Source organism: Microbacterium sp. LRZ72 (genome assembly GCF_033792225.1).
In the GTDB taxonomy this organism is placed as follows: Bacteria; Actinomycetota; Actinomycetes; order Actinomycetales; family Microbacteriaceae; genus Microbacterium.
Genome location: NZ_JANGEX010000007.1, coordinates 1 through 26929, shown reverse-complemented (window position 1 = coordinate 26929; position 26929 = coordinate 1). Strand labels below are relative to the sequence as shown.

Annotated in this window: 24 protein-coding genes; 13 read left to right on the top strand and 11 right to left on the bottom strand. The window is 69.9% G+C overall.

Annotation, left to right across the window (positions count from 1 at the left end; all coding sequences use genetic code 11):
• Positions 1–11: 11 nt before the first annotated feature.
• Both glpK and M4I32_RS09120 read right to left on the bottom strand, forming a co-directional pair.
• On the bottom strand, positions 12–1532 hold the full coding sequence (gene glpK / locus M4I32_RS09125; RefSeq protein ID WP_319034175.1) for a glycerol kinase GlpK: 1521 nt from the start codon (positions 1530–1532) through the stop codon (positions 12–14).
• Positions 1517–3241 carry a glycerol-3-phosphate dehydrogenase/oxidase gene (locus tag M4I32_RS09120; RefSeq protein ID WP_319034174.1) on the bottom strand — a complete coding sequence of 575 codons (1725 nt, stop codon included), beginning with the start codon at positions 3239–3241 and terminating at the stop codon, positions 1517–1519. The genes glpK and M4I32_RS09120 overlap by 16 nt, the downstream gene beginning before the upstream one ends.
• A gap of 345 nt (positions 3242–3586) precedes the next feature.
• On the opposite strand from M4I32_RS09120, the gene ribD reads away from it, so the two are divergent.
• From ribD to M4I32_RS09085, 7 genes are all read left to right on the top strand, one after another.
• A complete protein-coding gene (gene ribD, locus M4I32_RS09115; RefSeq protein WP_319034173.1) occupies positions 3587–4672 on the top strand; it encodes a bifunctional diaminohydroxyphosphoribosylaminopyrimidine deaminase/5-amino-6-(5-phosphoribosylamino)uracil reductase RibD in 1086 nt (361 codons plus the stop codon).
• A gap of 1 nt (position 4673) precedes the next feature.
• On the top strand, positions 4674–5309 hold the full coding sequence (locus M4I32_RS09110; RefSeq protein WP_319034172.1) for a riboflavin synthase: 636 nt from the start codon (positions 4674–4676) through the stop codon (positions 5307–5309).
• Positions 5306–6580 (top strand): GTP cyclohydrolase II, encoded by a 1275-nt coding sequence (gene ribA, locus M4I32_RS09105; protein WP_319034171.1) that lies wholly within the window; start codon positions 5306–5308, stop codon positions 6578–6580. Before M4I32_RS09110 ends, ribA begins: the two co-directional genes overlap by 4 nt.
• Positions 6577–7062, top strand: a complete 486-nt coding sequence (gene ribH / locus M4I32_RS09100) for a 6,7-dimethyl-8-ribityllumazine synthase (protein ID WP_319034170.1) — start codon at positions 6577–6579, stop codon at positions 7060–7062. Before ribA ends, ribH begins: the two co-directional genes overlap by 4 nt.
• Positions 7059–8507 (top strand): MFS transporter, encoded by a 1449-nt coding sequence (locus M4I32_RS09095; RefSeq protein WP_319034169.1) that lies wholly within the window; start codon positions 7059–7061, stop codon positions 8505–8507. The genes ribH and M4I32_RS09095 overlap by 4 nt, the downstream gene beginning before the upstream one ends.
• A gap of 67 nt (positions 8508–8574) precedes the next feature.
• Positions 8575–8928, top strand: a complete 354-nt coding sequence (locus tag M4I32_RS09090; RefSeq protein WP_319034168.1) for a Fe-S protein — start codon at positions 8575–8577, stop codon at positions 8926–8928.
• Between the two features lie 192 nt (positions 8929–9120).
• Positions 9121–10137 (top strand): amidohydrolase family protein, encoded by a 1017-nt coding sequence (locus tag M4I32_RS09085; protein ID WP_319034167.1) that lies wholly within the window; start codon positions 9121–9123, stop codon positions 10135–10137.
• A 143-nt stretch (positions 10138–10280) separates the two neighbouring features.
• Here the strand turns inward: M4I32_RS09085 and M4I32_RS09080 are convergent, their stop codons facing one another.
• From M4I32_RS09080 to M4I32_RS09070, 3 genes are read right to left on the bottom strand one after another with little or no spacing between them, the layout of a single operon-like run.
• Positions 10281–11309: a VOC family protein gene (locus M4I32_RS09080; RefSeq protein ID WP_319034166.1), complete on the bottom strand. Its 1029-nt coding sequence runs from the start codon at positions 11307–11309 to the stop codon at positions 10281–10283.
• Between the two features lie 59 nt (positions 11310–11368).
• Complete coding sequence (locus tag M4I32_RS09075; protein ID WP_319034165.1) at positions 11369–12439, bottom strand: PrpF domain-containing protein; 1071 nt, start codon at positions 12437–12439, stop codon at positions 11369–11371.
• Positions 12429–13130 (bottom strand): 4-carboxy-4-hydroxy-2-oxoadipate aldolase/oxaloacetate decarboxylase, encoded by a 702-nt coding sequence (locus tag M4I32_RS09070; RefSeq protein ID WP_319034164.1) that lies wholly within the window; start codon positions 13128–13130, stop codon positions 12429–12431. The genes M4I32_RS09075 and M4I32_RS09070 overlap by 11 nt, the downstream gene beginning before the upstream one ends.
• Before the next feature lie 183 nt (positions 13131–13313).
• On the opposite strand from M4I32_RS09070, the gene ligM reads away from it, so the two are divergent.
• Positions 13314–14717, top strand: a complete 1404-nt coding sequence (ligM, locus tag M4I32_RS09065; RefSeq protein WP_319034163.1) for a vanillate/3-O-methylgallate O-demethylase — start codon at positions 13314–13316, stop codon at positions 14715–14717.
• A gap of 149 nt (positions 14718–14866) precedes the next feature.
• Here ligM and M4I32_RS09060 read toward each other — a convergent pair whose 3' ends face one another.
• The 4 genes from M4I32_RS09060 to M4I32_RS09045 all read right to left on the bottom strand — a co-directional run bounded on the left by M4I32_RS09060 (position 14867) and on the right by M4I32_RS09045 (position 19638).
• Positions 14867–16363, bottom strand: coding sequence for an aldehyde dehydrogenase family protein (locus M4I32_RS09060; RefSeq protein WP_319034162.1), 1497 nt, complete (start codon positions 16361–16363; stop codon positions 14867–14869).
• 72 nt (positions 16364–16435) lie between these two features.
• Positions 16436–17209, bottom strand: a complete 774-nt coding sequence (locus M4I32_RS09055; RefSeq protein ID WP_319034161.1) for a DUF1932 domain-containing protein — start codon at positions 17207–17209, stop codon at positions 16436–16438.
• Between the two features lie 7 nt (positions 17210–17216).
• Complete coding sequence (locus M4I32_RS09050) at positions 17217–18104, bottom strand: IclR family transcriptional regulator (RefSeq protein ID WP_319034160.1); 888 nt, start codon at positions 18102–18104, stop codon at positions 17217–17219.
• A 163-nt stretch (positions 18105–18267) separates the two neighbouring features.
• Positions 18268–19638: an aminomethyl transferase family protein gene (locus M4I32_RS09045; RefSeq protein ID WP_319034159.1), complete on the bottom strand. Its 1371-nt coding sequence runs from the start codon at positions 19636–19638 to the stop codon at positions 18268–18270.
• A 281-nt stretch (positions 19639–19919) separates the two neighbouring features.
• Here M4I32_RS09045 and M4I32_RS09040 point away from each other — a divergent pair, with 281 nt between their 5' ends.
• The 5 genes from M4I32_RS09040 to M4I32_RS09020 are packed head-to-tail and all read left to right on the top strand — an operon-like array spanning position 19920 to position 24613.
• On the top strand, positions 19920–20702 hold the full coding sequence (locus tag M4I32_RS09040) for an ABC transporter ATP-binding protein (RefSeq protein WP_319034158.1): 783 nt from the start codon (positions 19920–19922) through the stop codon (positions 20700–20702).
• Positions 20686–21399, top strand: coding sequence for an ABC transporter ATP-binding protein (locus M4I32_RS09035; RefSeq protein WP_319034157.1), 714 nt, complete (start codon positions 20686–20688; stop codon positions 21397–21399). The genes M4I32_RS09040 and M4I32_RS09035 overlap by 17 nt, the downstream gene beginning before the upstream one ends.
• 3 nt (positions 21400–21402) lie before the next feature.
• Positions 21403–22284: a branched-chain amino acid ABC transporter permease gene (locus tag M4I32_RS09030; protein WP_319034156.1), complete on the top strand. Its 882-nt coding sequence runs from the start codon at positions 21403–21405 to the stop codon at positions 22282–22284.
• An 11-nt stretch (positions 22285–22295) separates the two neighbouring features.
• A complete protein-coding gene (locus M4I32_RS09025; protein WP_319034155.1) occupies positions 22296–23363 on the top strand; it encodes a branched-chain amino acid ABC transporter permease in 1068 nt (355 codons plus the stop codon).
• Positions 23360–24613 (top strand): ABC transporter substrate-binding protein, encoded by a 1254-nt coding sequence (locus tag M4I32_RS09020; RefSeq protein WP_319034154.1) that lies wholly within the window; start codon positions 23360–23362, stop codon positions 24611–24613. The genes M4I32_RS09025 and M4I32_RS09020 overlap by 4 nt, the downstream gene beginning before the upstream one ends.
• Before the next feature lie 79 nt (positions 24614–24692).
• Here the strand turns inward: M4I32_RS09020 and M4I32_RS09015 are convergent, their stop codons facing one another.
• Both M4I32_RS09015 and M4I32_RS09010 read right to left on the bottom strand, forming a co-directional pair.
• Positions 24693–25355: a GntR family transcriptional regulator gene (locus M4I32_RS09015; protein ID WP_319034153.1), complete on the bottom strand. Its 663-nt coding sequence runs from the start codon at positions 25353–25355 to the stop codon at positions 24693–24695.
• An 85-nt stretch (positions 25356–25440) separates the two neighbouring features.
• Positions 25441–26556, bottom strand: coding sequence for an NAD(P)-dependent alcohol dehydrogenase (locus tag M4I32_RS09010; protein ID WP_319034152.1), 1116 nt, complete (start codon positions 26554–26556; stop codon positions 25441–25443).
• Positions 26557–26929: the final 373 nt, after the last annotated feature.

Below are 26929 nucleotides of genomic sequence, written 5' to 3'. Positions count from 1 at the left end.
CCGGGCCGGGCCTACAGCGCCCGCACGTCGTCGTCGACCCAGTCGAGCGACCGCTCGACGGCCTTGCGCCACAGCCGCACGCGACGGTCACGCTCGCCGGGGTCCATGCGCGGCATCCACCGCACGTCTTCGCGCCAGTGCTCGCGCAGCTCCCCGAGCCCGCTCCAGACCCCGGTGGCGAGGCCGGCCGCGTAGGCGGCGCCGAGCGCCGTCGTCTCGATGATGCGCGGACGCACGACGGGGATGCCGAGGATGTCGGCCTGGAACTGCATCAGCAGCCCGTTGCGCGTCATGCCGCCGTCGACCCGCAGCTCGTCGAGTTCGTCACCCGTGTCGGCGCAGGCCGCCTCGATGACATCGAGGGTCTGGAAGGCCGTCGCCTCGAGCGCCGCGCGCGCGATGTGCGCCTTGGTGACGAAGCGGGTCAGCCCCAGCAGCGCTCCGCGGGCGTCGGGTCGCCAGTGCGGCGCGAACAGACCCGAGAACGCCGGAACGAAGTACGCCCCGCCGCTGTCGTCGACCGACTCCGCCAGGCGCTGCACGTCGTGCGACTCCGCGAACATGCCGAGGTTGTCGCGCAGCCACTGCACCAGGGAGCCGGTGACCGCGATGGATCCCTCGAGCGCGTACCGCGCAGGTTCACCATCGAACCGGTAGGCCACCGTCGTGATCAGTCCATGCTGGGAGTGGACGATCTCGGCGCCGGTGCCGACGAGCAGGAAGTTGCCGGTGCCATAGGTGTTCTTGGTCTGCCCCGCCTCGAACGCCGCCTGCCCGAAGGTCGCCGCCTGCTGGTCGCCGAGGATCCCCGCGATCGGCACGCCCCGCAGCGCACCGGGCGCCGAGACCTCGCCGAGCACTCCGACGGACGACACGATCTCGGGCATCATCGACCGCGGGATGCCGAAGACGCCGAGCATCTCGTCGGACCAGTCGAGCGTCTCGAGGTCCATCAGCAGCGTGCGGCTGGCGTTCGTGACGTCGGTCACGTGCCGTCCGCCCCGGCGGTCGCCCGTCAGGTTCCAGATCAGCCATGTGTCGGGGGTGCCGAACGCCAGGTGCCCGGCCTCCGCGCCCTCGCGCGCGCCCGGGACGTGATCGAGGATCCACCGGATCTTCGACGCCGAGAAGTACGTCGCCAGGGGCAGGCCCGTCCGCCGGGCGAAGCGGTCCGCGCCCCCGTCGGCGGCCAGGTCGTCGATCAGCTGCTGCGTGCGCGTGTCCTGCCACACGATGGCGTTGTGCACCGGGCGCCCCGTGCGCCGGTCCCAGACGATCGCCGTCTCGCGCTGGTTGGTGATGCCGATCGCCCCGATGCGCGCCAGGGGAAGGGATGCCGACGATGCGGCGGCCTGCAGCACCCACTCCGTGTTCGTCCAGATCTCGACCGGGTCGTGCTCGACCCACCCGGCGCGCGGGAGGATCTGCGTGTGCTCCCGCTGCGCGGAGCCCACGATCGCCCCCTCGCGATCGAACACGATGGCGCGCGTGGACGTGGTCCCCTGGTCGACGGCGATCACGTGGTCGGCCACGTCGCCTCCTCCGTCCGAACCTGCCCGGGGTCGATCATCTCGAGCGCGCGGCGCACCTCGTCCTCGATGCGCCTCGTATCCCAGCCCAGCACTCCCGCGACGACATCCGCGACCTCGCGCGCGACCGCCTCGTTCGCCTGCCCCGTGAATGCGAGGCTCGTGCGGCGCAGCAGCACGTCGTCGAGGTGCCAGATGAGCTCGGTCCGCGCCAGATGGCGGAGCTCGCCGGTGGAGTAGGTCGGGGCGCTCGTGAGCGGCCGATCGTCGGCATCGTCGCGCATGCGCGCCATCACGGCGACGGCGCGCGTGCCGTAGCGCTCCAGCAGCACGCGGGCACGGGCGCGGTCCACCCCGTGCGTGTGCATGTCGAGCCAGCGCTCACGAGCGCGCTGGCCGCGCGGAAAGCCGCGGCCGCCGCCGATCGCGAGTCCCCGTGTGCCGGTGCGGCGCGCGACCCCGAGCTCGGCGAGCACCACGTTCGACAGCCGCTCCCCGAGCGCCCGGAACGTCGTCCACTTGCCGCCGACGAGACTCAGCAGCACGACGCCGGCTCCGCCGGGCAGGGCACCCCGCTCGATGCGGTAGTCGCGCGAGACGTATCCCGGCGCGACGTCGCCGTGCCCCGGCAGGGGGCGCACTCCGGCGAAGCGATGCACGATCTGGCCGGCATCCACGGGGATGCCGGGGAAGACATGGCCGATCAGGTCGAAGAAGTACGCCACTTCTTCGTCGGTGCAGACGATCGGCTCGCGCATGTCGTGCTCGATGTCGGTCGTGCCGACCAGAACGCGACCCTTCAGGGGATAGATCAGCACGACGCGGCCGTCGCGGTGCTCGAAGAACAGCTCGCGACCGCCGGTCGCCTCGAGCAGCTCCGGGTGGTCGAGCACGATATGCGAGCCCTTCGTCCCGCCCACCAGGCGGCTCGGCACACCGAGCCCGACATTGGTCAGATCGGTCCACGGGCCGCTGGCGTTGACGACGACGGATGCCGCGAACTCGCACTCCCGCCCATCGCGCACGTCCCGCAGCACGATGCGTCCCGCCCTGCTCTCCACCGCCTCCACGTACGTGGCGGCGCGCGCGTGCGGGCCGGCCTCGAGTGCGTCGGTGAGCACGTCGAGCGCGAGGCGCTCCGGGTCGCGCAACGAGGCGTCCCAGTACGTCGCGGTGTACTCCACCCGGGGGTTGAGCCGGGGCAGCGCGCGCAGCGAGCGCCGGCGTCCGCGGAACGTGTGACGGGGCACGCGTCCCCGGCCGCGCGAGAACGCATCATAGATCGTCAGGCCCAGCTTGATCAGCAGCGCCCCGCGCTCGGTGCGGCGTCCCGCGCCGTGGCGCAGGAAGCGCAGGGGCGCGCTGAACAGGCCACTGAACGTCGTGAAGATCGGGATCGTCGTGCGCAGCGGGCGCACGTAGTGCGCGGCCGTGCGCAGCAGGTCGTTGCGCTCCGTGACGGCTTCGTGCACCAGCCGGAATTCACCGTTCTCGAGGTAGCGCACGCCGCCGTGGATCATGTGGGACGACGCCGCCGTCGCACCCACGGCGATGTCTCTCCGCTCGACGAGCGCGACATCGACACCCTGGAGGGCGAGGTCACGGAACGTGGCGAGCCCGTTGATCCCGCCGCCGATGATGAGCACGTCGGCATGCGGGCGTTCGAACAGGGCGGATGCCGCGGCCGCCACCGCTCCGCCATCGTCCGGCATCTCGCACCCCCTCTGCTCAACCCTAATCGCGCGCATCGACATCGGCGCGGCAGCACCCACGCCGGGCACGCCCGTCCGGGAATGATCCGCCCGCATGCGTTGCTACACTCGGCACAGACACAACGTGCTCCGGGGTCGGTGAGAATCCGAACCGGCGGTGACAGTCCGCGAGCTGCGCGGTCCCTCTCGAGAGGGGGGCGGCGTGGTCGACCCGGTGGAATTCCGGGACCGACGGTGATGCGTGGCAGGCCCACGCGAGTCCGGATGGGAGGCAGCACGCAGAGCGCCGCGGCGCCCTGATGCCGCAGACCGTCGCCGCACCCCCGGGGCCATCGAAGGACCGGGATGACCAGCAGCGACAACGAGTGGCGCGCCATGGGTCGCGCGTGCGAGCTGGCGGCCCGCGGTCCGCGGGGAGTGAACCCCCAGGTCGGCGCCGTCGTGCTCTCGCCCACGGGGGCCGTCATCGCCGAGGGATGGCATCGCGGTGCGGGCACTCATCACGCCGAGGTCGACGCCCTCTCGCACCTGGCGCCCGGCGAGGCCCGGGGCGCCACCATGGTCGTCACGCTCGAACCCTGCAACCACACCGGCCGGACCGGCCCGTGCGCCCAGGCACTGCTGGATGCCGGCATCGCCCGCGTGGTCTACGCGATCGACGATCCGGCCGATGTCTCGGGCGGCGGCTCGGAACGGCTGCGCGAGAACGGCGTCACGGTCGCCAGCGGCATCCGAGCCGACGAGGTCGGGGCCCTGCTGGAATCGTGGCTCGGCACCGTCGCGCGGGCCCGCCCGCTGGTGAGCGTCAAATGGGCCCAGAGCCTGGACGGGCGTGCGGCCGCGGCGGATGGCACGAGCCGCTGGGTGACGGGCCCGGAGGCGCGCGCCGACGTCCACCGGCGCCGTGCCGAGGCCGACGCGATCCTGGTGGGGATCGGCACGGTGCTCGCGGACGATCCGGCGCTCACCGCACGCGGAGCAGACGGTGCCCTCGCGCCGCACCAGCCGGTGCCGGTCGTCGTCGGCCGGCGTGGGATCCCGCGGGACGCCGCCATCCTGCGGCATCCGCACCCGCCGATCGTCGACGACGGGCGCGACCTGCCCGGCCTGCTCGCCCGGCTGCTCGAGCGCGGCATCCACCGCGTCTTCGTCGAGGGCGGGCCGACCATCGCGAGCGCCGTGATCCGCGCCGATCTGGCCGACGAGCTGCTGATCTACGTCGCGCCGATGCTTCTGGGCGGAGCGCGCACCGCACTCGGCGACATCGGCGTGCCCACGATGGCGGCCGCGCGCGCCCTGCGGATCATCGACACCGTCCGGCTGGGGGCCGACACGCTCTTCGTCGGAGCGCCGGCTTCTCCCCATCAGGCCGCCTCGCCCCCTGCGGCGGCCCGCGCGAGCGCTCCCCCCACACCCGAGCGAGAGGGCTGACATGTTCACAGGCATCATCGAAGAGATCGGCCGCATCGACGCGGTCGCGCCGGCCGGCGACGGCGTGCGGCTGCGCGTGCACGCCCCGCAGGGGGTGGTGGACGCGCACCACGGCGATTCGATCTCGGTCAGCGGCGTCTGCCTGACCGTGATCGAGCACGACGAGGCGGGCTTCACCGCCGATGTGATCCGTCAGACGCTCGCGATGTCGACCCTCGGCACGCTCGCGGTCGGCGACCCCGTCAACATCGAGCGGGCCACCGCGGTCGGCGACCGCCTGGGCGGGCACATCGTGCAGGGACACATCGACGGAACGGGACGCGTGCTCGAGGTGCGCCCGGGCGACCGCTGGCAGGTGGTGCGCATCTCGCTTCCTGACGCCCTTGCCCCCCTCGTCGTCGACAAGGGCTCCATCGCCGTCGACGGGATCTCGCTCACCGTCAGCGCGGTGAGCGCCGCGAACCTCACCGAGCCCTGGTTCGAGGTCTCGCTCATCCCCGAGACGCTCGAGGCGACCACCCTGGGCCATCGGGCGCCGGGCGACTCCGTCAACATCGAAACCGACATCCTTGCCCGTCACGTCCAGCGGATGCTGGGCTTCTCGCACCCGACCCCGACCGAGGGGGGAACACCGTGACCCTGTCCACCATCTCCGAGGCGCTCGCTGCGCTGCGTGCCGGCCGCCCGGTGCTCGTCGCCGACGACGAAGACCGTGAGAACGAAGGCGACGTGGTGCTCTCGGCCCAGCTGGCCACGCCGGAGTGGCTGGCATGGACGGTCCGCTGGTCGTCCGGCTTCATCTGTGCGCCGATGACCGCCGAGATCGCCGATCGTCTCGACCTGCCGCCGATGGTGGAGCGCAACGAAGACGCCCGCGGCACGGCGTACACCGTCAGCGTCGACGCCTCGTCCCGCGTGACCACGGGCATCAGCGCCGCCGACCGCGCACACACGCTCAGCGTTCTGGCGGACCCCGCGTCCACCCCGTCGAGCCTCATCCGCCCCGGCCACGTGCTGCCGCTGCGGGCCGTCGACGGCGGCGTCCGCGAGCGCGGCGGGCACACCGAGGCGGCGGTCGAGCTGATGCGGCTGGCCGGCCTCGCCCCGGTGGGCGCCATCGCGGAGGTCGTCGCCGAGGACGGCAGCATGATGCGGATGCCGGGTCTGCTCGAACTGGGCGAGCGCGACGGCGTGCCCGTCATCACGATCGAGCAGCTCATCGCGCACCTCGACGAGCACGATCCGCGTGATGCCTCCGAGACGCACGTGCACCGGCGCCGCGTGAGCCTGCGCGCCGAGGCGCGCGTGCCCACCGCGCACGGGGTCTTCCGCATCCTCGCGTACAAGGACCGCACGACCGGCACCGACCACCTCGCGATCATCGCGGGCGACCTGGTCGACACCCCGCTCGTCCGTGTGCACTCGGAGTGCCTGACGGGCGAGGCGTTCGCGTCGCTCAAGTGCGAATGCGGCCCCCAGCTGGATGCCGCGCTCGAGGCGATCGCCCGCGAGGGCGGCGTGGTCGTGTACATGCGCGGCCACGAGGGCCGGGGCATCGGGCTCATCAACAAGCTGCGCGCCTACGGCCTGCAGGAGCGCGGGCTCGACACGGTGGACGCCAACCTCGCACTCGGCCTGCCCGCCGACGCGCGCGACTACGCCGCGGCGGCGGGCGTGCTCGCCGACCTCGGGGTGGAGCGCGTGCGGCTGCTGACGAACAACCCCGACAAGGCCACGCAGCTGAAGGCGCTCGGGATGGACGTCGTCGAGCAGGTGCCCCTGCTCGTCGGCGTGGGACCGAACAACCACCAGTACCTCGAGACGAAACGGGATCGGATGGGTCACATCATCGACCAGGACGAGTTGGCCGAGGCCTTCGCCGAGATGAAGTCGGGACACGACGAATGAGCGGCTCCGGAGCGCCCCGTACCGGCGCGGTGGATGCCGCCGGCCTGCACGTCGTGGTCGTGGCGGGCACGTGGCACGACACCATCACCGACGGCCTGATCGCGGGTGCGCTGCGCACGATCGACGCCGCCGGTGCGCGCTCGACGCTCGTGCGCGTCGCCGGCTCCTTCGAGCTGCCGGTCGTCTGCAAGAGAGCCCTCGAGGAGGGGGCGGATGCCGTCGTCGCCCTGGGCGTGATCATCCGCGGCGGCACGCCGCACTTCGACTTCGTCGCGGCCGCCGCGACCGACGGGCTCACCCGCGTGGCGCTCGACACGGGCAAGCCGGTGGGCTTCGGCGTGCTGACCCTCGACGACGAGGCACAGGGGCTCGACCGCGCCGGCCTGCCCGGGTCGCGTGAGGACAAGGGCAACGAAGCGGCGGACGCCGCGATGCGCACCGCGATCGTGCTGCGCGAGCTGGCCGCGAGCGCCCGGGCATGACGGCGACGGCGGCCGCACCGGCATCCGCACCCGCCAACCCCCGCTCCCGCGTCATCGCGGCGAGCCTGGTCGGCACGACCATCGAGTTCTACGACTTCTACGTCTACGCCACGGCTGCGGTTCTGGTCTTCCCGATCCTGTTCTTCCCCACCGGCAACGACACGACCGCCCTGCTGTCCTCGTTCGCCGTCTTCGGGGCGGCGATGGTGGCGCGCCCCGTCGGCGCGGTGATCTTCGGCCACTTCGGCGATCGGTTCGGCCGCAAGGCCACCCTCGTGGCGTCGCTGCTGACGATGGGCATCGCGACCATCGTGATCGGACTGCTGCCGACCTTCGACGACATCGGCTGGTGGGCCGCACTGCTGCTGCTGGTGCTGCGACTGGCGCAGGGCTTCGCGCTCGGCGGCGAATGGTCCGGTGCCGCGCTCGTCGCCACCGAGAACGCGCCGAAGGGTCGCCGCGCCTGGTACGGCACGTTTCCCCAGCTCGGGGCCCCCATCGGGTTCATCATCGCCAACTCCGTGTTCCTGGCGATCTACTTCGCGCTGCCCCACCCGGATGGCGCAGAGCTGCGCTCGGCCGAGTTCCTCGCCTGGGGCTGGCGGGTGCCCTTCCTGTTCTCGGCGGTCATGGTGATCGTGGGTCTCTGGGTGCGGCTCAAGCTCGTCGAGTCCACGACGTTCACCGCGGCCGAGAAGTCGGGCGCGGTGCGCCGCTTTCCCGTCGGGGAGGTCGTGCGCAGGCACTGGCGACGCCTGATCCTCGGCACCTTCATCATGCTGGCCACGTACGTGCTGTTCTACCTGATGACGAGCTTCACGCTCTCCTACGGCACGAAGGCCTCGACGGATGCCGCGCAGGCGGCCGCCGATGCTGCCGGCGAGCCATTCGACGCGGCCGCCTACATTCCCGGGCTCGGCTTCGGCTACACCGACTTCGTCATCATGCAGATCGTCGGGGTCGTCTTCTTCGGCATCTTCACGATGCTCTCCGGGCCGCTCGCCGATCGTGTCGGGCGCCGGCTTCTGCTCATGTGGGTGACCGCGGCCATCTTCGTCTTCGGGCTGCTGTTCAACGTCTTCCTGCTCCCGCAGGTCGACCCGATGTTCACGGGCGCCCTGGTGCAGGCGTTCCTCATCCTCGGATTCCTGCTGATGGGCGCGACGTTCGGCCCCATGGGCGCCGTGCTGCCCGAGCTCTTCCCGACGAACGTGCGCTACTCGGGATCGGCCATCTCGTACAACGTCTCGTCGATCCTCGGCGCCGCGGTCGCTCCCCTCATCGCAGTGGCGCTGTGGGCTGCCGCCGGCGGGAGCCCCTGGCTCGTCGGCATCTACCTGTCGACCATGGCGGTACTGACGTTCGTGGCCCTCTGGTTCGCACCCGAGACCAAGGACGTCGACTACGACGCGAACCTGGGACGACCGGCGGCCGACGCACGCTGACGGGCCTGCGCGCGGGTGAGGCGCGCCTTGCTGGCGGTTGCGCCAGGTTGGCTCTACCGTGACGGTTATGGAGATCCTGCGTTCGATCGTCGTGCTCGTCCACCTCACGGGCTTCGCCCTGCTCTTCGGCGCCTGGGCGGCGCAGGCCTGGGGCGGCAAGCGGCTCGTCACCCGCCTGCAGCACGTCGGCTTCACCATCGCGGCCGTCGCCGGACTCGCCCTGGCCGCGCCCTGGGGCCTGTCGTACGAGCTCGACTACGCCAAGATCGCCACCAAACTCGTCATCCTGCTCGTGATCGGCGCCTTCCTCGGCATCGGCCAGGGACGCCAGCGCAAGAGCGGGTCGGTGCCGCCGGTGCTGTTCTGGGGCATCGGCGTGCTCACGTTCGCCAACGCGGCCATCGCCGTGCTCTGGCGCTGACCCCGCCCGCTTCCGCGCGTTCCCGAGAACGCTGCTGTGCCCCGGTTCCGTCAGGAAGCCGGGGCACAGGTGCGTTCTCGGCGGCTCCGGTGCGGTGGAGGCGGCGCACGGGTGGACGGGGATGCCGTCCTGTCGCCATAATTGGTGACAATTGCTCGACGACGAGCGCGACGACGAGATGGAGATCCCCACGTGATCATCGACTGCCACGGCCACTTCACCACCACTCCGCCCGGCGTCGCCGCCTGGCGGGATGCGCAACTGGCGGCGACCACGCCCGCCGAGCTCGACGTCGTGGTGGCGCGCGAGTACGAGGTGACCGACGACGAGATCCTCGAAGCCGTGGGCGGCGCGCAGCTGGCGCAGCAGCAGGAGCGCGGCACCGACCTGACCGTCTTCTCGCCCCGAGCCAGCTGGATGGGACACCACATCGGCGACGCCGCGACGTCGCTGGAGTGGACACGCCGTCAGAACGACCTCATCCACCGCGTCTGTCAGCTGTTCCCGGGCAAGTTCGCGCCCGTCGCGCAGCTGCCGCAGAGCCCCGGCGCCCCCATCGACGCCGCCGTCACCGAGCTGCGGCGCTGCGTGGACGAACTGGGCTTCATCGGGTGCAACGTCAATCCCGACCCGAGCGGCGGCCGCTGGGACAGCCCGGCGCTCTCGGACGGGTACTGGACGCCCCTGTGGGAGGCGATGGAGGAGCTCGACGTCCCCGGCATGGTGCACGTCTCGGCATCCGACAACGACAGCATCCACACCACCGGCGCCTACTACCTCGCCGCCGACACGACGGCGTTCATGCAGTCGCTCACCTCGGGCTTTCTCGCAGAGCACCCCGGACTGCGCCTGATCATCCCCCACGGCGGCGGCGCGGTGCCGTACCACTGGGGCCGCTTCCGCGGGATGGCGCAGGACAAGGGCTGGGACTTCGACGCGACCCTGTCGCAGATCTGGTTCGATACCTGCGTGTACCACCAGCCGGGCATCGACCTGCTGCTGGATGTCGTGCCGACGTCGCAGATCCTGTTCGGCTCCGAGATGATCGGCGCCGTGCGGGGCCGGGATCCGGAGACCGGCAAGTACTGGGACGACACGCGCTCCTACGTGGCCGCCTCCGCGCTTTCGGATGCCGCGAAGCAGCAGATCTTCGAGGGCAACGCGCGCCGCGTCTACCCCCGCATCGAGAGCTGGCTGCCCGCCGCCTGAGACGGCGTCGTTTCGTCTCGTCGCTCCGCTCCTCGCTCAACGACCGGTGCAGAACCGGTCGTTGAGCGAGCGAAGCGAGACGAAACGGGGCCCCGCAATCCGCGGAGGCCCCGTTTCTCGTCTCGGTCAGCAGCCGACCGGGACTACTCCGATTCCTCGTCGCGTTCGGGCTTGACGTACGCGCGCCCCTCGAGAGCCGCCCGGTCGATCTCCTCCTGGTCCTCGACGTAGGGGGTGCCGTGCGTGTGGAACGTCGCGACGGTCTTCATGCCCCACGCCTGGCCCTTGGCGCGCTCGGCCTGCGTCCACTCGACGACCGGCCAGTCCGGGTCGAGGATCAGCCGAGCCTGAGCGGTGGCGAACTCGATGCGGTTGCCGCCGGGCTCCCACACGTACAGGAAGAACGTCTGGTTGATGGCGTGCTTGTACGGGCCGTACTCGATGTAGACGCCGTTCTCGAGGCAGATGTCGGCGGCCTTGAGGATGTCCTCGCGCGAGTCGGGTGAGAACGCGAAGTGGTGGAAGCGCCCGCGCTCCTTCGTCCAGTCGTCCGAGTACACGACGTCGTAGGACTTCTGGTTGAACCGGAACCACCAGGCGCCGTACTTGCCGGTGTCGAGACGGACCCGCTCCGATTCGCGCGCCTTCATCACGTCGCGCCAGAACTCGCCCGCCGCGTCGACGTCGCTCGCGAGGTAGTTGATGTGGTCCATACGCCGCGCGTTGATGCCGCGGCCGGGATACGCCGACGCCTGGTTCTTCAGCGCGGGCCGGTCCTCGTCGTCGGGCACGTAGTGCTCGGTGTCGTAGTAGAGGCCCATCAGGTGGCCGTCCGGGTCCACGAACTCGTATGAACGGCCGACGCCGACCTCCGGCTCGCGCCATCCGCGTCCCAGACCGGCAGCCTCGATCGCCGCGACCCGGCGCTCGAGGGCCTCCGGGCTCGACGCGCGGTAGAGCGTGCGCCCCACGCCGTTGGTGTCGGATGCCGTGAGCTTGAGCGTGTACAGCTGGTACTCGTCCCAGCAGCGCAGATAGGACGAGTCGCCGATGCGGGCGACCTCCCGCATCGCGCAGATGTCCCGGAAGAAGTGGAGACTCTCCTCGAACTTCGGGGTGAACAGCTCGATACCGCCCAGGTGGGCGATGTCGAAGTTCTCGTACTCGGCCATGGTGTTGTCCTCCTTGACTGCGCCGGATGCCCGGCGGACGGGTGTTTAGCGACGTGTGATCAGCGGCGGGGACGCGGGAAGACGCGCCCGTCGAAGAGTTTGCGCGCGGTGCGCTCAGAGACGGAGGACCCGATCCACGCGCCGTCCGCATCCTGCGTCACCGCGACCCGGGCGGGGAACGCGCCGGTCGGGTGCTCGACGACCGTCTCGTCACCATCGAGCGCCTGCGCCATCTCGGCCCCCACGGCTCCGGGGATGCGGATGCCGGCGGCCACGGACGCCGCCATGAGCACGCCGATCGAGGTGTGCACCCGCCGGGGGATGAAGGCCCGGGTGCGGATGGCGCCTCCGGCGGCCGGCGGCGACAGCAGGAACATCTTCGGCACGCTCTGGTCTGCGGCGTTCTCGATGCCCATCAGAGGCGCGGCGGCCAGGCGCACGCGCTCGACCTCGGCCGCCAGATCGGCGTTCTCCTCGAGCTGTTCGGGCGTCTCGTCTCCCGCGACCCCGAACTCCGACGCGTCGAGCAGCACGACCGCCATGCCGTTGTCGACGAGCGTCACACGATGCCCCTCGATCTCGTCGACGACGTTCCCGCTCGGCAGCAGGGGAACCGCCCGCTCCACCGCCAGCTCGATCGCGCACGCCGTCCCTGGCACGCCGTCGATGGCGGCGTCGCCGTCGTAGTCGACGACCCCGCCGGGAGTGGCCACGTGCGAGGTCGCCAGGTCTCCCGTGTTGATCAGCCGGATGCGCACTGCGGTCTCGTCGGCATCCGCCTCGACCAGTCCGCGTTCGATCGCGAACGGCGCGACACCCGCGAGCAGGTTGCCGCACGTCTGCGTGTCGCTCACCTGAGGCTCACCCACGCCCAGCTGGAGGAACAGATAGTCCACGTCGGCATCCGGGCTCTCCGATCGCGACACGATCGCGACCTTCGACGTCAGCGGATGGGCCCCGCCGATCCCGTCGATCTGCCGGGGGTCGGGCGTGCCCATGATCCGCAGCATCAGGTCATCCCGTGCGGCACGATCGGCCGGCACATCCTCGGCCAGAAAGTAGGCGCCCTTGGAGGTTCCACCGCGCATGAGCATGCACGGGATGCCGTCGCGGAGCGGGTCAGCGGCCATCGCGCTGCGCCTGGCTCACGTAGGTCACTCCGAGCTGCTCGAGCACCGGGCGCAGGTTGTTGAGGTCCATCGAGATCTCGCCCGCCTCATACTTGACGCGGTTCGCGCTCTCCTTGGCCGCTCGTGCGCGGGACGCCTCCAGGGTCTCGGCCACGCGCTCGCGCGGCACGATCGCCACGCCGTCGTCGTCCGCGACGACGACATCGCCGGGGTTGACCACGACGCCGTCGAGCACGACGGGAAGGTTGACCGAGCCGGCCGTGTCCTTGACCGTGCCCTCGGCGCTGATGTGCGCCGCCCAGGCGGGGAACTTCATGGAGCGCAGCTCGGTCGTGTCGCGCACACCTCCGGACGTGACGTAGCCGCGCACACCGCGGACCTGCATCTGCGTGGCCATCAGCTCGCCGATGAAGCCGTAGGGCGAGTCGGTGACGGGCACGACGACGATGATGTCGCCGTCGCCGGCCTGCTCGATCGCCGCGTGCACCATCAGGTTGTCACCGGGGGCGACCGAGGCCGTGACCGCGGTGCCCGAGATCGTGACGCCCTGCTGGATGGGGCGGATGCGGGGACCGGCGTAGCCGATGCGACCCATCGCCTCGTGCACCGTCGCAGACCCGAACTCGGCGAGCGCATCGGCGGTTGCGCGGTCTGCGCGGGCGATATCGGTGACGACCACCTTGTCGGACATAGTTCTCCCTCATTGGCCTGCGGCTTCCGCCAGCGAACCATACCCCTAGCCGAATGGTCAAGATTCTGTCTACAATCTTGGCGACGGATAAATACCTCTGGCAATAGGTAAATGCGTTCCGTAGCATCACCGATACACCCACGGGCGACAGACCCACGGACAAGGAAGTCGAGGACACCTCACATGGCACGCAACCTCCAGGAGCTGCTGGACGAAAAGGGCAGCACCGTCGAGATGCTGCGCAACGCGCAGCTGGGCACCTACATCTACCCGGTCGTTCCGGCCGAGTTCAGCAACTGGCGCCGCGAGCAGAAGGCGTGGCGCGAGACGGCGGTCCTCTATGACCAGACGCACCACATGGTCAACCTGTTCGTCTCGGGCCCCGACGCCCTGCGTCTGCTCGCCGAGACCGGCATCAACGGCTTCAAGAACTTCCCCATCGACACGGCGAAGCAGTTCGTCCCGACGGCATCCAACGGCGGTGTGATCGGCGACGGCATCCTCTTCCGCGAGGGTGAGAACGACTACGTATACGTCGGCCGCGCGCCCGGCGCGAACTGGCTGCACTACCACGCCGAGACCGGCGGCTACAACGTCGAGGTGCGCTACGACGACCGCTCCCCCTCGCGCCCCTACGGCCAGGCCGTGCACCGCGAGTACTACCGCTTCCAGATCCAGGGCCCGAACGCGTGGGCGATCATCGAGAAGCTCAACGGCGGGACGCTCGAGCAGGTCAAGTTCTTCCACATGGGCTACCTCACGATCGCCGGCGAGCAGGTGCGCACCCTGCGCCACGGCATGGCCGGCGCGCCCGGACTCGAGCTCTGGGGCCCCTACGAGCAGCACGGCAAGATCCGCGACGCGATCCTCGAGGCGGGCGCCGAGTTCGGCATCGAGCCCTGCGGCTCGCGCGCGTACTCGTCGAACACGCTCGAGTCGGGCTGGATCCCCTCGCCGCTGCCCGCGATCTACTCCAGCGAGGCCGAGCGCGGCTACCGCGAGTGGCTGCCGGCGAACAGCTACGAGGCGATCAACGCGCTTGCGGGCTCGTTCGTCTCGGACAACATCGAGGACTACTACCTCAACCCGTGGGAGCTCGGCTACGGCTCGTTCGTCAAGTTCGACCACGACTTCATCGGTCGCGACGCGCTCGAAAAGCTCGACCCCGCTGCCCAGCGCAAGAAGGTCACGCTCGCGTGGAACGACGAGGACCTCTCGAAGGTGCTCACGACGGTGCTCGACCGCCAGGGCCCGGGCTACCAGTTCTTCGACCTGCCCAACGCCAACTACGGCTCGTCCAACTACGACGCGGTCATCGACGCCGACGGCACCAACGTCGGCCTGTCGATGTTCACGGGTGTGACGGCGAACGAGAAGCGCGGCCTGTCGCTCGCGACGGTCGACCACGACGTTCCGGTCGGCACCGAGGTGCGCGTGGTCTGGGGTGAGCCCGACGGCGGAAGCAAGAAGACCACCGTCGAGCCGCACGAGCAGATTGCGATCCGCGCCGTGGTCAGCCCCGTGCCCTACGCCGAGACGGCGCGCACGGAGTACCAGGGCGGCTGGCGCTCCAGCGGCCAGGCCTGAGACACGAGAGAGGGGGTGGATGCCGGTGTTCCGGCATCCACCCCCTTCTTCGTGCGCTCGCGCGTGGCCGTGCGGGCCGAGTGCACACGTCGTGTGCGAGTGCACACGCGAACAACGTGTGCACTCGCGCGTTGCGCGTGCGCTCGCGGTCAGCCGCCGACGCCCGGGTCGACCGCGATCGTCACAGACTTGACGCGCGTGAACGATTCGAGGGCCTCGGGCCCGTTCTCGCGTCCCCAGCCCGACGACTTGACGCCCCCGAAGGGGACCGCCGCATCGAGCATCGCCCAGCCGTTGACCCAGATGATGCCCGCCTCGAGGCGTTCCGAGACCCGGTGGGCGCGAGAGATGTCGGTCGTCTGGATGCCGGCGGCCAGCCCGTACGGCGTGCTGTTGGCCAGGCGCACCGCCTCTTCTTCGGTGTCGAATGCCTGCACCGTCAGCACCGGCGCGAACACCTCTTCACGCACCGCGAGGGCGTCGTTGTCGAGACCGGCGATGACGGTCGGTGCGAAGTAGAAGCCCCCGTCCAGATCGACCCGCTCTCCGCCGGCGACGACCGCGCCTCCCGCGGCCTTCGCATCCGCCACGAGCGCCTCCACACGGGAAAGGTGCTCGGCGCTCACGAGCGGGCCGATCACCGTGTCCGGATCGCTCGGACGCCCCAGCGGCACCCCGCCCACGGCGTCGGAGAGGATGCCGACGACGGTGTCGTAGAGCGGACGTTCGACCAGCAGACGTGGGCCGGCCATGCAGAACTGTCCGGTGTTGAAGACGAAGGCGCTGATGACCGTGCCGATCGCCTTGTCGAGATCGGCGTCGGCGAACACGATGTTCGCCGCGTTGCCGCCGAGCTCTGCGTGCACCGGCTTGAGCAGCTCGCCCGCAGTGCGTGCCACGATGCGGCCGATCGAGGTTGAGCCGGTGAAGGCGACCATGTCCACGGCGGAGTGGCGCACCAGCGCGTCGCCCAGTTCCGGCCCCGTGCCCGTGACGAGGTTGTAGACGCCGTCGGGAACGCCGGCTTCGTGCAGGATGTCGGCCATCAGCTGCGCCGTCAGCGGAGTCTGGGGCGCCGGCTTGTGCACGATCGTGTTGCCCGCGGCGAGCGCGGGAGCGATCTTCGACGACGACAGGATGAGCGGGAAGTTGAAGGGAGTGATCGCGCCCACGACCCCGCGCGGCTCCCGTCGCGTGTAGGCGAACGCCGGAAGCGGAGTGTCGCGCACGGCACCGTCCTGGTGCGGCGCGAGGGTCGCGTAGTACTCGTACTGGTCGGCCGAGTTCTGGACGTCGACCATCCGAGCGAACTGGATCGGCTTGCCGACATCCAGGCTCTCGGCCTGCGCCAGCTCTTCGGCGCGCTCGCGCATGAGCGCCGCCACGCGCAGCAGCACCCGCGAGCGCTCACGGCCCGAAAGCCGCGACCAGCGGCCGTCGTCGAAGGCGGCGCGGGCGGCCTGGGCTGCGGCATCCACATCATCGGGCGTCGCGGAGGCGGCCTCGCCGATGGAACGCCCCGTCGATGGGTCGAGCACAGTGGAGGTGCCACCGCCTGCCGGCGCCACCCATGCGCCGTCGATGAACAGGTCGGGTCGGGGGCGGGGCGCACTCGGCGCGGCGGACGTGTCGGTGGTCTGCGACATCGGGGACTCCTTCTCGAGATCGATTCGTCTACATGTATCGTCACACGGACGCGTCGATCAGGAGCGGATAGGTCAGCCGCGTTCGGCGAGGATGCGCTCGAACCAGGCGAGGGTCGCGCGCGTCATGTCGGCGGGCTGACCCGCGCTCTCGAGGGCTGCGAGAGCATCGCGCACCTCGTGCTCGCGACGCTCCGCGTGCGCATAGGTGCCCGACACGAGGCGGTCCACGAGCGCCGCACCGTCGGGTCCGAGCTCCTGCGCCATCTGGTCGCGCAGCCACTCCTCGGCGCCGACTTCGCGCGCGGCGCCCAGCCCCTCGATCATGAGCGTCGCGAGGCCCTTCATGAACACGCTGCGCAGCAGCTTGAGACGGGCGGCCGCGCCGACCCCTCCCGGCACGACCTCGACCGGCACCTGCAGCGGGCCGAGCACCTGCGCCAGCTGCTCGGCGCCTCCGCCGCCGGCGAGCAGGGCGGTGCGGTGGCCGGCGCGGGGCACGGGCGCCATCACGGCGACGTCGACCATGGGCACGCCGACCCTCGCGGCGAGCGCTTCGACCTCGGCCTTGGCCTCGGGCGCGGCGGTGTTCAGATCGGCGTACACGGCGGCACGCGGGACGAGCGGCAGAGCCTGTGCGGCCACCTCGACGGCGGCGCGGGCACCGACCAGGCTGAGCACGGCATCCGCCCCCGCGAGGGCGTCTTCGAGGTCGTCGACCTGCGCGATCTCGGCGTCGTCCACCTTCTGGAACGGGTCGTAGCCGCGCACGCTCGCCCCGGCCCGGCCGAGTCCGCGCGCGTACAGGCGGCCGGCTTCGCCCAGCCCGAGAATCGTGATCGTGGTCATCGGGACATCACCCTAGACCACCGCCGCCGACCTCGTGCGGTTCCCGCTCCGCGGGCGGCAGGCTCTCGAGATACTCCAGCGAGCGCCGGGACGTGCCGGCGAGCGAGCGGATGCCTCGCGTGCCCGCCGCGGGCTCGGGCCGGTACGCCTGCAGCAGATCGCGCGTCACCCCCGCCGCGGCGCGTCGCAGGACCTCGACGATCGGCTGCGTCGGCGCTCCGTCATCGGGAACGACGACGCCGAGGGCGGCGTACACGGAGCCGTCCGGTCCCGAGACCGGCACCGCGATGCCCCGCGACTCGAGGTGGATGTACCCCTCCGTCACCGCCACCCCTGCGGCGCGGACGTGGCGCACGCGGTCGCGCAGCTCCTCCGCGGTGCGGATCGTTCGATGCGTGTACACCTTCATCCCGTGCCGGGCGACGTCGTCAACCAGCGTGGAAGGAGCGTGCGCCAAGAGCACGAGGCCGCTCGACGAGGCATGCAGGGGGATGCGGCCGCCGATCAGCGTGGCGTTCACGACCGCGTCCCGCGCCGACATCCGCTCCACGAACAGCACGTCACGACCGGCGAGCACGCCCAGCTGCACGTGCTGACGGATCCGCTCGTGCACGGCGCCGAGCCAGGGACGCGCGATCTCGCGCAGCCCGATGGCTCCGGGCGTGCGACTGGCGAATTCCCAGAGCCGCACGCCGAGACGGTATGTGCGGTCGGGCAGCCGCTCCACGAGGCCCTCCCGCTCGAGCTCCGCGATCAGGCGGTGGGCCGTCGAGCGCGCCAGCCCGGCAGCATCCGCGATCTCGGAGAGCGCCAGGTAGGGGTGCCAGGCGTCGAACGTGTCGAGGATGCGCAGATGCTTGTGCAGCACCGACTCCCCCGCCGATCCTCGCGCCATGGCATCCTCCTCGATGACGGAGCCATGTTACTCGGTGCGGTGCGGGCGGCGTTTCGTCTCGCCGCGCTCGCTCAACCGCCGGACCAGGCGTTTCGTGTCGCCGCGCTCGCTCAACCGCCGGACCGGGCGTTGAGCGAGCCGCAGGCGAGACGAAACGCCGCGCTCAGTCGTTCTGGCGGTAGACCGTGCGCGCGTAGTCGTGGTACGGCGCGGGAGCCACGGTCGCGCGGATGCGCACCTGCCGATGGGCGACGTCGACGCTGTCCTTGCGCGAGATCGGGTCCTCACCCCACACCACCTCGACCTCGGCGCCCTCGGGCACGTCGACGTCGAGGCTCGCCAGCGACATGTAGAGCTGGTCGAACGCGATGTACCCGGCATCCGTCGAAACGCCCACGGAGCGCCCGTCGTGCAGCACGTCGTCCATCTGGAACAGGCCATAGCGGGCCTTGGGGAAGTCCAGGAACTTCGCGGGCGTGCCGGGCTCCATCTGCGAACGGACGACGGCCGCCACGTCCTCGGCGTTCCAGAGCAGCGTGACCTTGTGACGCTTCTGGTTCTCGGAGTGCCGTTCGAGCGCCTCACGGCCGTGGAAGTCGTGGTTGAAGCGCACGGAGCGACCCAGACCGATGTCGTAGGGCGTCATGTAGTAGTCGTGGATGTCGTCCGACTGCAGCGAGCCGGCGACCGAGCCCGCCCGGGCGGCGGGCAGCCACTCGCGGAACTCGGCGAAGTCCTCGTCGAAGATGGCGGGGAACGGCGTGGGCACCCACCCGGACTCCAGCGGAGTCGCGGAGTAGGCCTTCGCCCCGACACGGCGGATGCCGAACTCCTCTCCTGCCGCCATGATCGTGTCGAGGACGACCTCGTTGTCCGCCCACGGTCCGTAGAACTCGAAGCCGGGCTGGCCGGCCATGCCGTGACGCAGTGCCTTGACCGGGCGGCCGCCGATCGTGACGTCGCCGATGTGGAAGAACTTGATGTCGGGGGCGGGGCCGCCGAAGATCTTCTCCATCACGTCGTCCGCGCGCGGGCCCTGCAGCTCGTAGCGGTAGAACGTCGGCGGCTCCTGCCGCATGTTCGAGTTCGCCTCGAGGCGGTGGTGCACGTCCTTGCCGGCGGCCCGCGCCTTCTCGACGTTGAAGCGCACCCAGTCGATCAGCAGGTGGTGCCCGACGAGCACGAGACCCTCGGGGGCGTCCTCGTTGTAGAACAGGATGCCGTCGCCGATCAGGTAGCCGTCTTTGTTGACCGAGATCAGCTGCTTGGCCACGCCCGGACGGAACGTCGCGAACGTGTTCGGCGAGATCGACTCCAGCAGCGGCAGCAGATCCGCGCCGCCCAGGAACAGCTGGGTCATGTGGTGCGACTGATCCATCAGGGCCACGGTCGTGTTCCACGCGCGCTGCTCGTCGCGCCAGTTCGTGAACTCGGGGGCGACCGGGAACGTGAACGCGGGCCAGTTCTGGTTGCGGAGCAGTTCGACGGGTCCGCCTGCGCGGGTGATGGCCTGGGCCAGAGTTTCCGTTGTCATCTTCGACCTTCCTTTCTCGGAGGCGATCAGGATACGGATCACACGGCTCGCGCGCCGGGACCAATTCCGTTGAGTCGAAAAGACGCGCTCTGTCCGCCTAAGACGGGAATGATGTCGAGGTGTGAGAGAGTGAACGCCGCCCGGGTCACGATTGCGCCACGCTCCCGTGGACTCACACCAAAATCGTTGACAATATGACCCTCTGTCCGTACCTTGCGAGAGGCGGGGACAGATCCCCGATGCATGTCGATGCGATGATGCCCGACCAAGAAAGGTGAGCGATGGCCGCTCGATTGACCCTGCGGGACGTCACCCTGCGATTCGGGGGGATCACCGCGCTCGACGATGTCGGGTTCGAGGTCGAACCCGGTCAGATCTTCGGCCTCGTGGGCCCCAACGGCGCCGGCAAGACCTCCCTGTTCAACTGCATCAGCGGCCACTACAAGCCCACCTCGGGCTCGATCCTGATCGACGATGCCGAGGTCGCCGGCTCGGCCCCCGCGAAGCTCAGCGGTCACGGTCTCGCCCGCACCTTCCAGCATCCGGCGCTGCAGCTGAACGCGACGGTGCTCGAGAACGTGATGCTCGGGGCGCACGCCCGCCTGCCCGGCGGTCCCGTGCAGTGGTCGCTGCGCCTGCCGCGCACGACGCGCAGCGAGAGGCAGATGCGCGAGGAGGCGAAAGAACTCCTCGAGCGCACCGGCCTCGCATGGGCGACGGATCTGCCCGCCGACGAGCTCTCGCACGGACTCCACAAGGGCATCGAGCTGTGCCGCGCCCTGTTGTCGCGCCCCCAGCTGCTGCTGCTCGACGAACCGGCCGCCGGCCTGTCGCACGGTGAGGTCGATCGCTTCAGCGACACGATCAAGGGACTGCAGGCGCACGACGACATCACCATCGTGATCGTCGAGCACCACATGGGACTGATCTCCGCGCTCACCGACCGCGTGGTCGTGCTCGACCAGGGACGAGTGCTCATGGAGGGCACTGCTGCCGAGGCGCAGGCGGACGCCCGCGTGATCGAGGCATACCTCGGAAAGAAGGCAGATGATGACGCTGCTTGAGCTGAAAGACGTGACCGCCTTCTACGGTCCCGTCCAGGTGCTGGACGGGGTGTCGCTGAGCGTCCCCGATGGCGGCGCCGTGGGGATTCTCGGAGCCAACGGCGCCGGCAAGACGACGACGCTGCGAGCGATCAGCGGATCGGTGCGCGCGGGCGGCTCGATCCGCTTCGACGGGCGCGACATCCGCGGGACTCGCCCCGATCGAGTGGCGGCTCTCGGAATCGCCCACGTCCCCGAGGGGCGCGGCACGCTCGGAGACCTCACCGTCCGCGAGAACCTGCGGATCGGGGCGTACATGCGCCGCGACCGCAAGGCGATCGCTCCCGACATCGACTACTGCCTGGAGCTGTTTCCCCAGCTGAAGAACCGAATCACCTCGGCCGCCTCGGCGCTCTCGGGCGGTGAGCAGCAGATGCTCGCCGTCGCCCGCGCGTTCATGGCCAAGCCCCGCCTGCTGCTTCTGGACGAGGCCTCCCTGGGCCTCGCGCCCAGCACGGCGAAGAACGTCTACGACGCCATCCGCCGCCTCCGCGAGGAATCGGGCATCGCGATGCTCGTGGTCGAGCAGAATGCGAATCTCGCCTTCGAGCTCGTGGACTCGGCGACCGTCCTCGAGACGGGCCGCAGCGTCCTCACCGGAACATCGACCGAACTGCGCGACCGCGATGAAATCCGGCGCGCCTACCTGGGAGGCTGAGCGATGGGCACTTTCGTCCAACTCGTCGTGGACGGGCTGGCTTTCGGCTCCGTCTACGCCGCACTCGCACTCGCAATCGTGCTCGTGAACCAGTCCACCGGCCTGATCAACTTCGCGCAGGGAGGGATGGCCGTCCTGTCGGCTTACTTCGCCTTCGCGTTCCTGAACCTCGGGCTCCCGCTGATCCTCGCGATCATCGCCGCCGTCATCGTGTCGTTCTTCATGGGGGCGGGAATCGAACGCTTCGTGATCCGGCGCTTCGAGGGCGGCAGCCACGACACCTCGGTCGTGGTGACCGTCGGACTCCTGACCCTGATCACCGGCATATGCGGCTGGATCTGGGGATACAACAACCAGCTCTTCCCCTCGCTGTTCCCCCTCGAGACGATCAACATCCTCGGCGCCGTCATCTCGGTCAGGGCGATCGGCACGACGGTGACGATCGTCGCGATGATGGTCCTGCTGCAGTTGCTCTTCCGCGGCACGAAACTCGGCCTCGCGTTGCGTGCCGTCGCGAACAACCCGCAGTCCGCGGCCTTCTCCGGGGTCCCCGTCGGCCGCCTGCTGATGGTGGGATGGGGCCTCGCCGCCGCGCTCGGCGCCGTGGCAGGGGCGCTCGTGGCCCCCCAGCTGACGCTCACTCCGGGGATGATGGACACCGCCCTGGTGTACGCGCTCGCCGCTGTCATCCTCGGCGGACTGTCCAGCCCGATCGGCGTCGTCGTCGCCGCGTGGCTGATCGGGGTGCTGGAGAACCTCGCCGCGGTCTACGTGCCGTTCATCGGTCACGACCTGAAGATCGCGGTGCCCTTCATCCTGATCTTCGTCACCCTCCTCCTCCGCCCCCAAGGTCTGTTCGGCCGGAAAGTCGTGGTGCGCGTCTGATGGCCGGTGCAATGAACCTCTACCGAGACAACGCCTGGGTGCGCTGGGTCGTCTTCGCGGCTGCCGCGATCCTCCTGGTCGTGCTTCCGCTGATGCTCCCGGTCTTCGTCAACCAGACGCTGATCCGCATGGGCGTCTTCGCCGTAGCCGTCCTCGGGCTGAACATCATCATGGGGTACGCCGGTCAGGTCTCGCTCGGGCAGATCTTCTTCGTCGGCGTCGGCGCCTACGTGACGGCGTATGGCGTGAACAACGACTGGAACATCCTGATCGTCCTGGCGCTCGCCTGCATCGTTCCCGGCGTGATCGGTCTCGTCATCGCGCTGGCCGCCGCGCGTCTGGGTGGTCTCGCGATCGCGATGGTGACGATCGCTCTTCCGATCGTCGGTGTGCCTCTCGCCAAGCGCCTGTCGGAGTTCACCGGCGGCTCACAGGGCACCTCCGCCCGCTTCTCGGGCGCACCCGAGGGCGTCGGGCTCGCTGACGACCAGTGGCAGTACTACATCGTGCTGCTCATCACCGCGATCGCGTTTCTTCTCGCACGCAACCTCGTGACGGGCAAGTTCGGGCGCGCCATGACGATCGTGCGCGAGAACGAGGCGGTCGCTTCGGCGATGGGCATCTCGCCCTACCGCTACAAGGTGCTCGCCTTCACGATCGCGTCGATCTACGGCGGGGCCGCGGGCTTCCTCTACATGGTCGCTGTGCAGTACACGTCGCCCGAGACCATGAACTTCGGTCACTCGATCGAGTTGCTCGCCGCCATGGTCATCGGCGGCGCGGGCAGCATCGTCGGGTCGCTGATCGGCGGCGTGTACTACGTGCTGGTGCCACAGTTCACCAACGAAGTGGCGCCGAACCTCACGGCCCTCATCCAGGGCGCGGTCCTGCTCGCCGTGCTCTTCCTGCTCCCGGGCGGGCTCGTTCGCCTGCCGCGCCTGCTCGCCCGCGCCTTCCGGCGCGGAGGGCAGACGCGGTCCGGCCCCGGCTCGAGCCCCGACGACACTCCCCCGAACGATCCTCCCGGGGATCCCTCCGGGGAAGATCCCACACACAGAGAGAGGCAAGGTCACGCATGAACCTTCGAAAGAGAACAGGCAGCGTCGCCGGTGTGATCGCCATGACGTCCGTCCTGGCGCTGACCGTCTCGGGCTGCGCCCGCGGCGGGGATGACGGGGGCGACGGCGCCGCCGCGAGCCCCGGCATCACCGACGACAGCATCACGCTCGGCATCACGACACCGCTGAGCGGTCCCACCGCCGGCCCCGGCACCTGCACCGTCGCGGGGATCGAAGCCTATTTCGGTGCGGTCAACGCCGACGGCGGCGTCGAGTTCGGCGACGGGATGACCCGCACGGTCGAGATCGAGGCGCTCGACGACCAGTACGACCCGCAGCAGGCACTGGCGAACTTCCAGCAGCTGTCGGGCGACGTCTTCGCGATGACCTCGGGACTCGGCACGCCGACCAACCGCGCGTTCCGCGAGGCGGCGATCGACGAAGAGGTTCCGCAGGTTCTCATCCAGACCGGCGACCCCATCTTCAGCAATGAGGAAGAAAGCCCCTGGCAGCTCGGTTTCGTGCCGATCTACCAGAACGAGGGCTCGGCCTTCGGCGAGCTGCTGGCGTCGTCCGATGAGGACCTGACCGTCGCGATCCTGTCGCAGAACGACGACTACGGCGAGGGGTACGTCGCGGGCTTCACCGAGGCCATCGAGGGCGCCGACAACATCGAGGTCGTGGGCGAGCTGACCTACGAGGCCACGGACACCTCCGTGGACGCGCAGCTGACGGAACTGGCGGCGACGGATGCCGATGTGTTCTTCAACGCGATGTCGATCACCCCGCTCGTCATCTCGTCGCTGGAGAAGGCGCAGGAGCTCGGCTGGGAGCCGAGCTGGTTCCTGCCCTCGAACACCTCGAGCCCCGGCGCGATCCTGCAGCCCGGTGGTGCCGAGGCGTTCCCCGGCGTCTACTCGGTGTCGTTCGCGAAGGCGCCGGCCAGCCCGGAGTTCGCCGAGGATGAGGACGTGCAGGCGTTCCTGTCCAATCTCGCCGAGTACGCGGACTACCCCGACGTCCCGCCCTTCCCCCACTGCATGTGGAGCTACATGATCGGCGCCACGCTGGAGCAGGCCTTCCAGAACATGACCGAGCCCACGCGCGAGAACTTCATGGAAGAGCTGCGCAACATCCAGGACTTCGTCGCGCCCCTCATGCTCGAGGGCACCGCGGTCGACACCACGCTCGACGGCCAGCCCGCCGTGTCGTCGGTCGTCGTTCAGAAGTACAACGGCACCGGGTACGACACGGTCGACACGTTCGAGTGACGATCGCCGCGACCTGATCGCGGACGCAGAACGGCCCGGGTGGTTCTTCCGCCCGGGCCGTTCCGCGTACGCCCGGGAATCAGTCCAGGTGGCGCAGCACGTCGACGATGCCCTCGAGGTGAGCGCGCGTGGCGGCCTCGGCGGCGTCGGGGTCGCGCGCGAGGACCGCATCGATGATCGCGATGTGCTCCGGGGCGGACTGCGACGCGCGGCCGGGGTGGAACGCCAGCCGGAACTGATGGCGCGCAGACTGGGCTCGCAGGCGTTCGAGCAGACGGGTCGCGGTCTCGTGCCCGCCGATGTCGCGGATCCGCCGGTCCATCTCCTGGTTCAGCCGGGCGTACTCGACCAGATGCCCGGAGGCCACGGCCGCCTCGATCTGGGCGCGCACCCCTCGCAGTTCCTCGATGTCGGCGTCCGTGATGTTGACGGCGGCCTTGCGGGCGCAGAGGGACTCGAGCCCGATCCGCACCTCGACGATCTCCACCGCCTCGTCCACGCTGATCGCCCGCACTCGGGCACCGCGATTCGGCAGCCGCTCGACGAGCCCCTCCCCCGTCAGATTGAGCAGGGCGGTGCGCACCGCGGCCCGGGTCGCATCGAACCGGGCGCTGATATCGGCCTCGATCAGCCGCTGATGCGGGGCGAACTCTCCACCGAGGATCGCGTCGCGGATCTGCTGCGTGAGGTCCAGCTTCGCCTCCTCGTCGACCTGCGACAGGTCGGATGAATCCGTGGTCATCGACACTCGAGCCTCCTGGAATGGCGGGTACGTGATCGTCGTCTCGCGCGACCATGCCGCGGGACGCGCGGCTCGATCCCGGCCGTCACGGAGCGTCCGGGAAACGCACGACGGGCTTGATCACGTCGCCGCGTTCGGATGCGGCGAAGGCCTCGTTGATCTGGTCGAACGGGTACTCCCGCACCAGCCGATCGAAGGGGAATCGGCCCTGGCGCCACAGCTCGATCAGCCGCGGAATGAACACCTGCGGCACGGAGTCGCCCTCGATGATCATGCGCAATGACCATCCGCGTGTCATGGACAGGCCGGTCTCGAATGCGGTCTCGGTGCCGGGCGGCTGCGCGCCGACGACGCCGACGGTGCCGCGCACAGCGAGGGAGTCGACCGCCTGTCGGAGCACGGGCGACAGGCCGCTGGTCTCGAGCGCTTGGTCGACCCCGGCGCCGCCCGTCAGAGACATGATCGTCTCGGCGACGTCGAGCGTCCCCGCATCCACGGTGTGCGTGGCGCCCAACGAGCGCGCCAGGTCCAGCCGCTCGGTGTTGACGTCGACGGCGATGATCGTGCCGCAGCCCACGGCGACGGCGGCGAGCACCGCCGACAAGCCGACGGCTCCCGCCCCGAACACGGCGATCGACGTGCCCGCCTGCGGTCGCAGGGTGTTCATCACGGCACCGGCTCCGGTCTGGATGCCGCACCCCAGGGGTCCCATCAGCGCCAGGGGCACGTCTTCGTCGACCGGGACCACGGCGCGCTCATCGACGTTCGCGTACTGGGCGAAGGAGGACTGTCCGAAGAAGTGCGACGAGACGCGGTGCCCCTCGCCATCGGTCAGAGAGGTGGTCTGGTCGGTGCGGCTGCCGCCGAAGTTCTTGGCGTAGAGCTCGACGCAGTAGGTGCCCTCCCCCGTCAGGCAGTACCGGCATGTGCCACACGTGTTCACGGAGAGGACGACGTGATCACCGGCGGCGACCGTGGTGACGCCGGATCCGACCGCTTCGACCACGCCGGCCCCCTCGTGACCGAGAACGGCCGGAAGCGGCGTGGGATAGATCTGGTCCCGCACCACGGCATCCGTGTGGCAGACTCCCGTCGCCAGCATGCGCACACGCACCTCGGTCGCGCGCAGGTCGTCGAGTTCGAGCTCCTCGAGGGAGAGTTCGGCTCCCGCCTCGCGGGCCACCGCTGCCACAGTCTTCATCGTCTCGCCTCCGTCGGCTCGACCGGGGTGGACGGCGCCGCCTTGCGCCCCCGGTGCCCCGAGGATATCGCGCCCCCCGGTTTGTCGACGATTTTCGCGCTGATCTTGTCGCGAATCTTGATGCCCGCGTTCTCGTGAGGCAGGCTGGAGCCAGGCGTCCCATCCCGCGGATCAGGCAGTGGCGCACATGCCACGGGCGGGGTGGAATAGATGTACTGCACGAGCGGTATGACATGCACGAGTAGTACGACGGCACGACAACACAGAGAGGTGGAGTGGCTATGACAGATGTGACGACGTCTGCGGGTGTGCGGACGGGGTTGTTTATCGGGGGCCGGGAGCGGTTCACGGATGCGGTGTTGAGTGTGGCTGA

Coding starts and splice junctions, on each gene's coding strand:
- M4I32_RS09120 (WP_319034174.1), bottom strand. CDS start 3,241: ATGCCGGACGATGGCGGAGCGGTGGCGGCCGCGGCATCCGCCCTGTTC.
- ribD (WP_319034173.1), top strand. CDS start 3,587: ATGACCAGCAGCGACAACGAGTGGCGCGCCATGGGTCGCGCGTGCGAG.
- M4I32_RS09110 (WP_319034172.1), top strand. CDS start 4,674: ATGTTCACAGGCATCATCGAAGAGATCGGCCGCATCGACGCGGTCGCG.
- ribH (WP_319034170.1), top strand. CDS start 6,577: ATGAGCGGCTCCGGAGCGCCCCGTACCGGCGCGGTGGATGCCGCCGGC.
- M4I32_RS09095 (WP_319034169.1), top strand. CDS start 7,059: ATGACGGCGACGGCGGCCGCACCGGCATCCGCACCCGCCAACCCCCGC.
- M4I32_RS09090 (WP_319034168.1), top strand. CDS start 8,575: ATGGAGATCCTGCGTTCGATCGTCGTGCTCGTCCACCTCACGGGCTTC.
- M4I32_RS09080 (WP_319034166.1), bottom strand. CDS start 11,309: ATGGCCGAGTACGAGAACTTCGACATCGCCCACCTGGGCGGTATCGAG.
- M4I32_RS09075 (WP_319034165.1), bottom strand. CDS start 12,439: ATGGCCGCTGACCCGCTCCGCGACGGCATCCCGTGCATGCTCATGCGC.
- M4I32_RS09070 (WP_319034164.1), bottom strand. CDS start 13,130: ATGTCCGACAAGGTGGTCGTCACCGATATCGCCCGCGCAGACCGCGCA.
- ligM (WP_319034163.1), top strand. CDS start 13,314: ATGGCACGCAACCTCCAGGAGCTGCTGGACGAAAAGGGCAGCACCGTC.
- M4I32_RS09060 (WP_319034162.1), bottom strand. CDS start 16,363: ATGTCGCAGACCACCGACACGTCCGCCGCGCCGAGTGCGCCCCGCCCC.
- M4I32_RS09055 (WP_319034161.1), bottom strand. CDS start 17,209: ATGACCACGATCACGATTCTCGGGCTGGGCGAAGCCGGCCGCCTGTAC.
- M4I32_RS09050 (WP_319034160.1), bottom strand. CDS start 18,104: ATGGCGCGAGGATCGGCGGGGGAGTCGGTGCTGCACAAGCATCTGCGC.
- M4I32_RS09045 (WP_319034159.1), bottom strand. CDS start 19,638: ATGACAACGGAAACTCTGGCCCAGGCCATCACCCGCGCAGGCGGACCC.
- M4I32_RS09040 (WP_319034158.1), top strand. CDS start 19,920: ATGGCCGCTCGATTGACCCTGCGGGACGTCACCCTGCGATTCGGGGGG.
- M4I32_RS09035 (WP_319034157.1), top strand. CDS start 20,686: ATGATGACGCTGCTTGAGCTGAAAGACGTGACCGCCTTCTACGGTCCC.
- M4I32_RS09030 (WP_319034156.1), top strand. CDS start 21,403: ATGGGCACTTTCGTCCAACTCGTCGTGGACGGGCTGGCTTTCGGCTCC.
- M4I32_RS09025 (WP_319034155.1), top strand. CDS start 22,296: ATGAACCTCTACCGAGACAACGCCTGGGTGCGCTGGGTCGTCTTCGCG.
- M4I32_RS09020 (WP_319034154.1), top strand. CDS start 23,360: ATGAACCTTCGAAAGAGAACAGGCAGCGTCGCCGGTGTGATCGCCATG.
- M4I32_RS09015 (WP_319034153.1), bottom strand. CDS start 25,355: ATGACCACGGATTCATCCGACCTGTCGCAGGTCGACGAGGAGGCGAAG.
- M4I32_RS09010 (WP_319034152.1), bottom strand. CDS start 26,556: ATGAAGACTGTGGCAGCGGTGGCCCGCGAGGCGGGAGCCGAACTCTCC.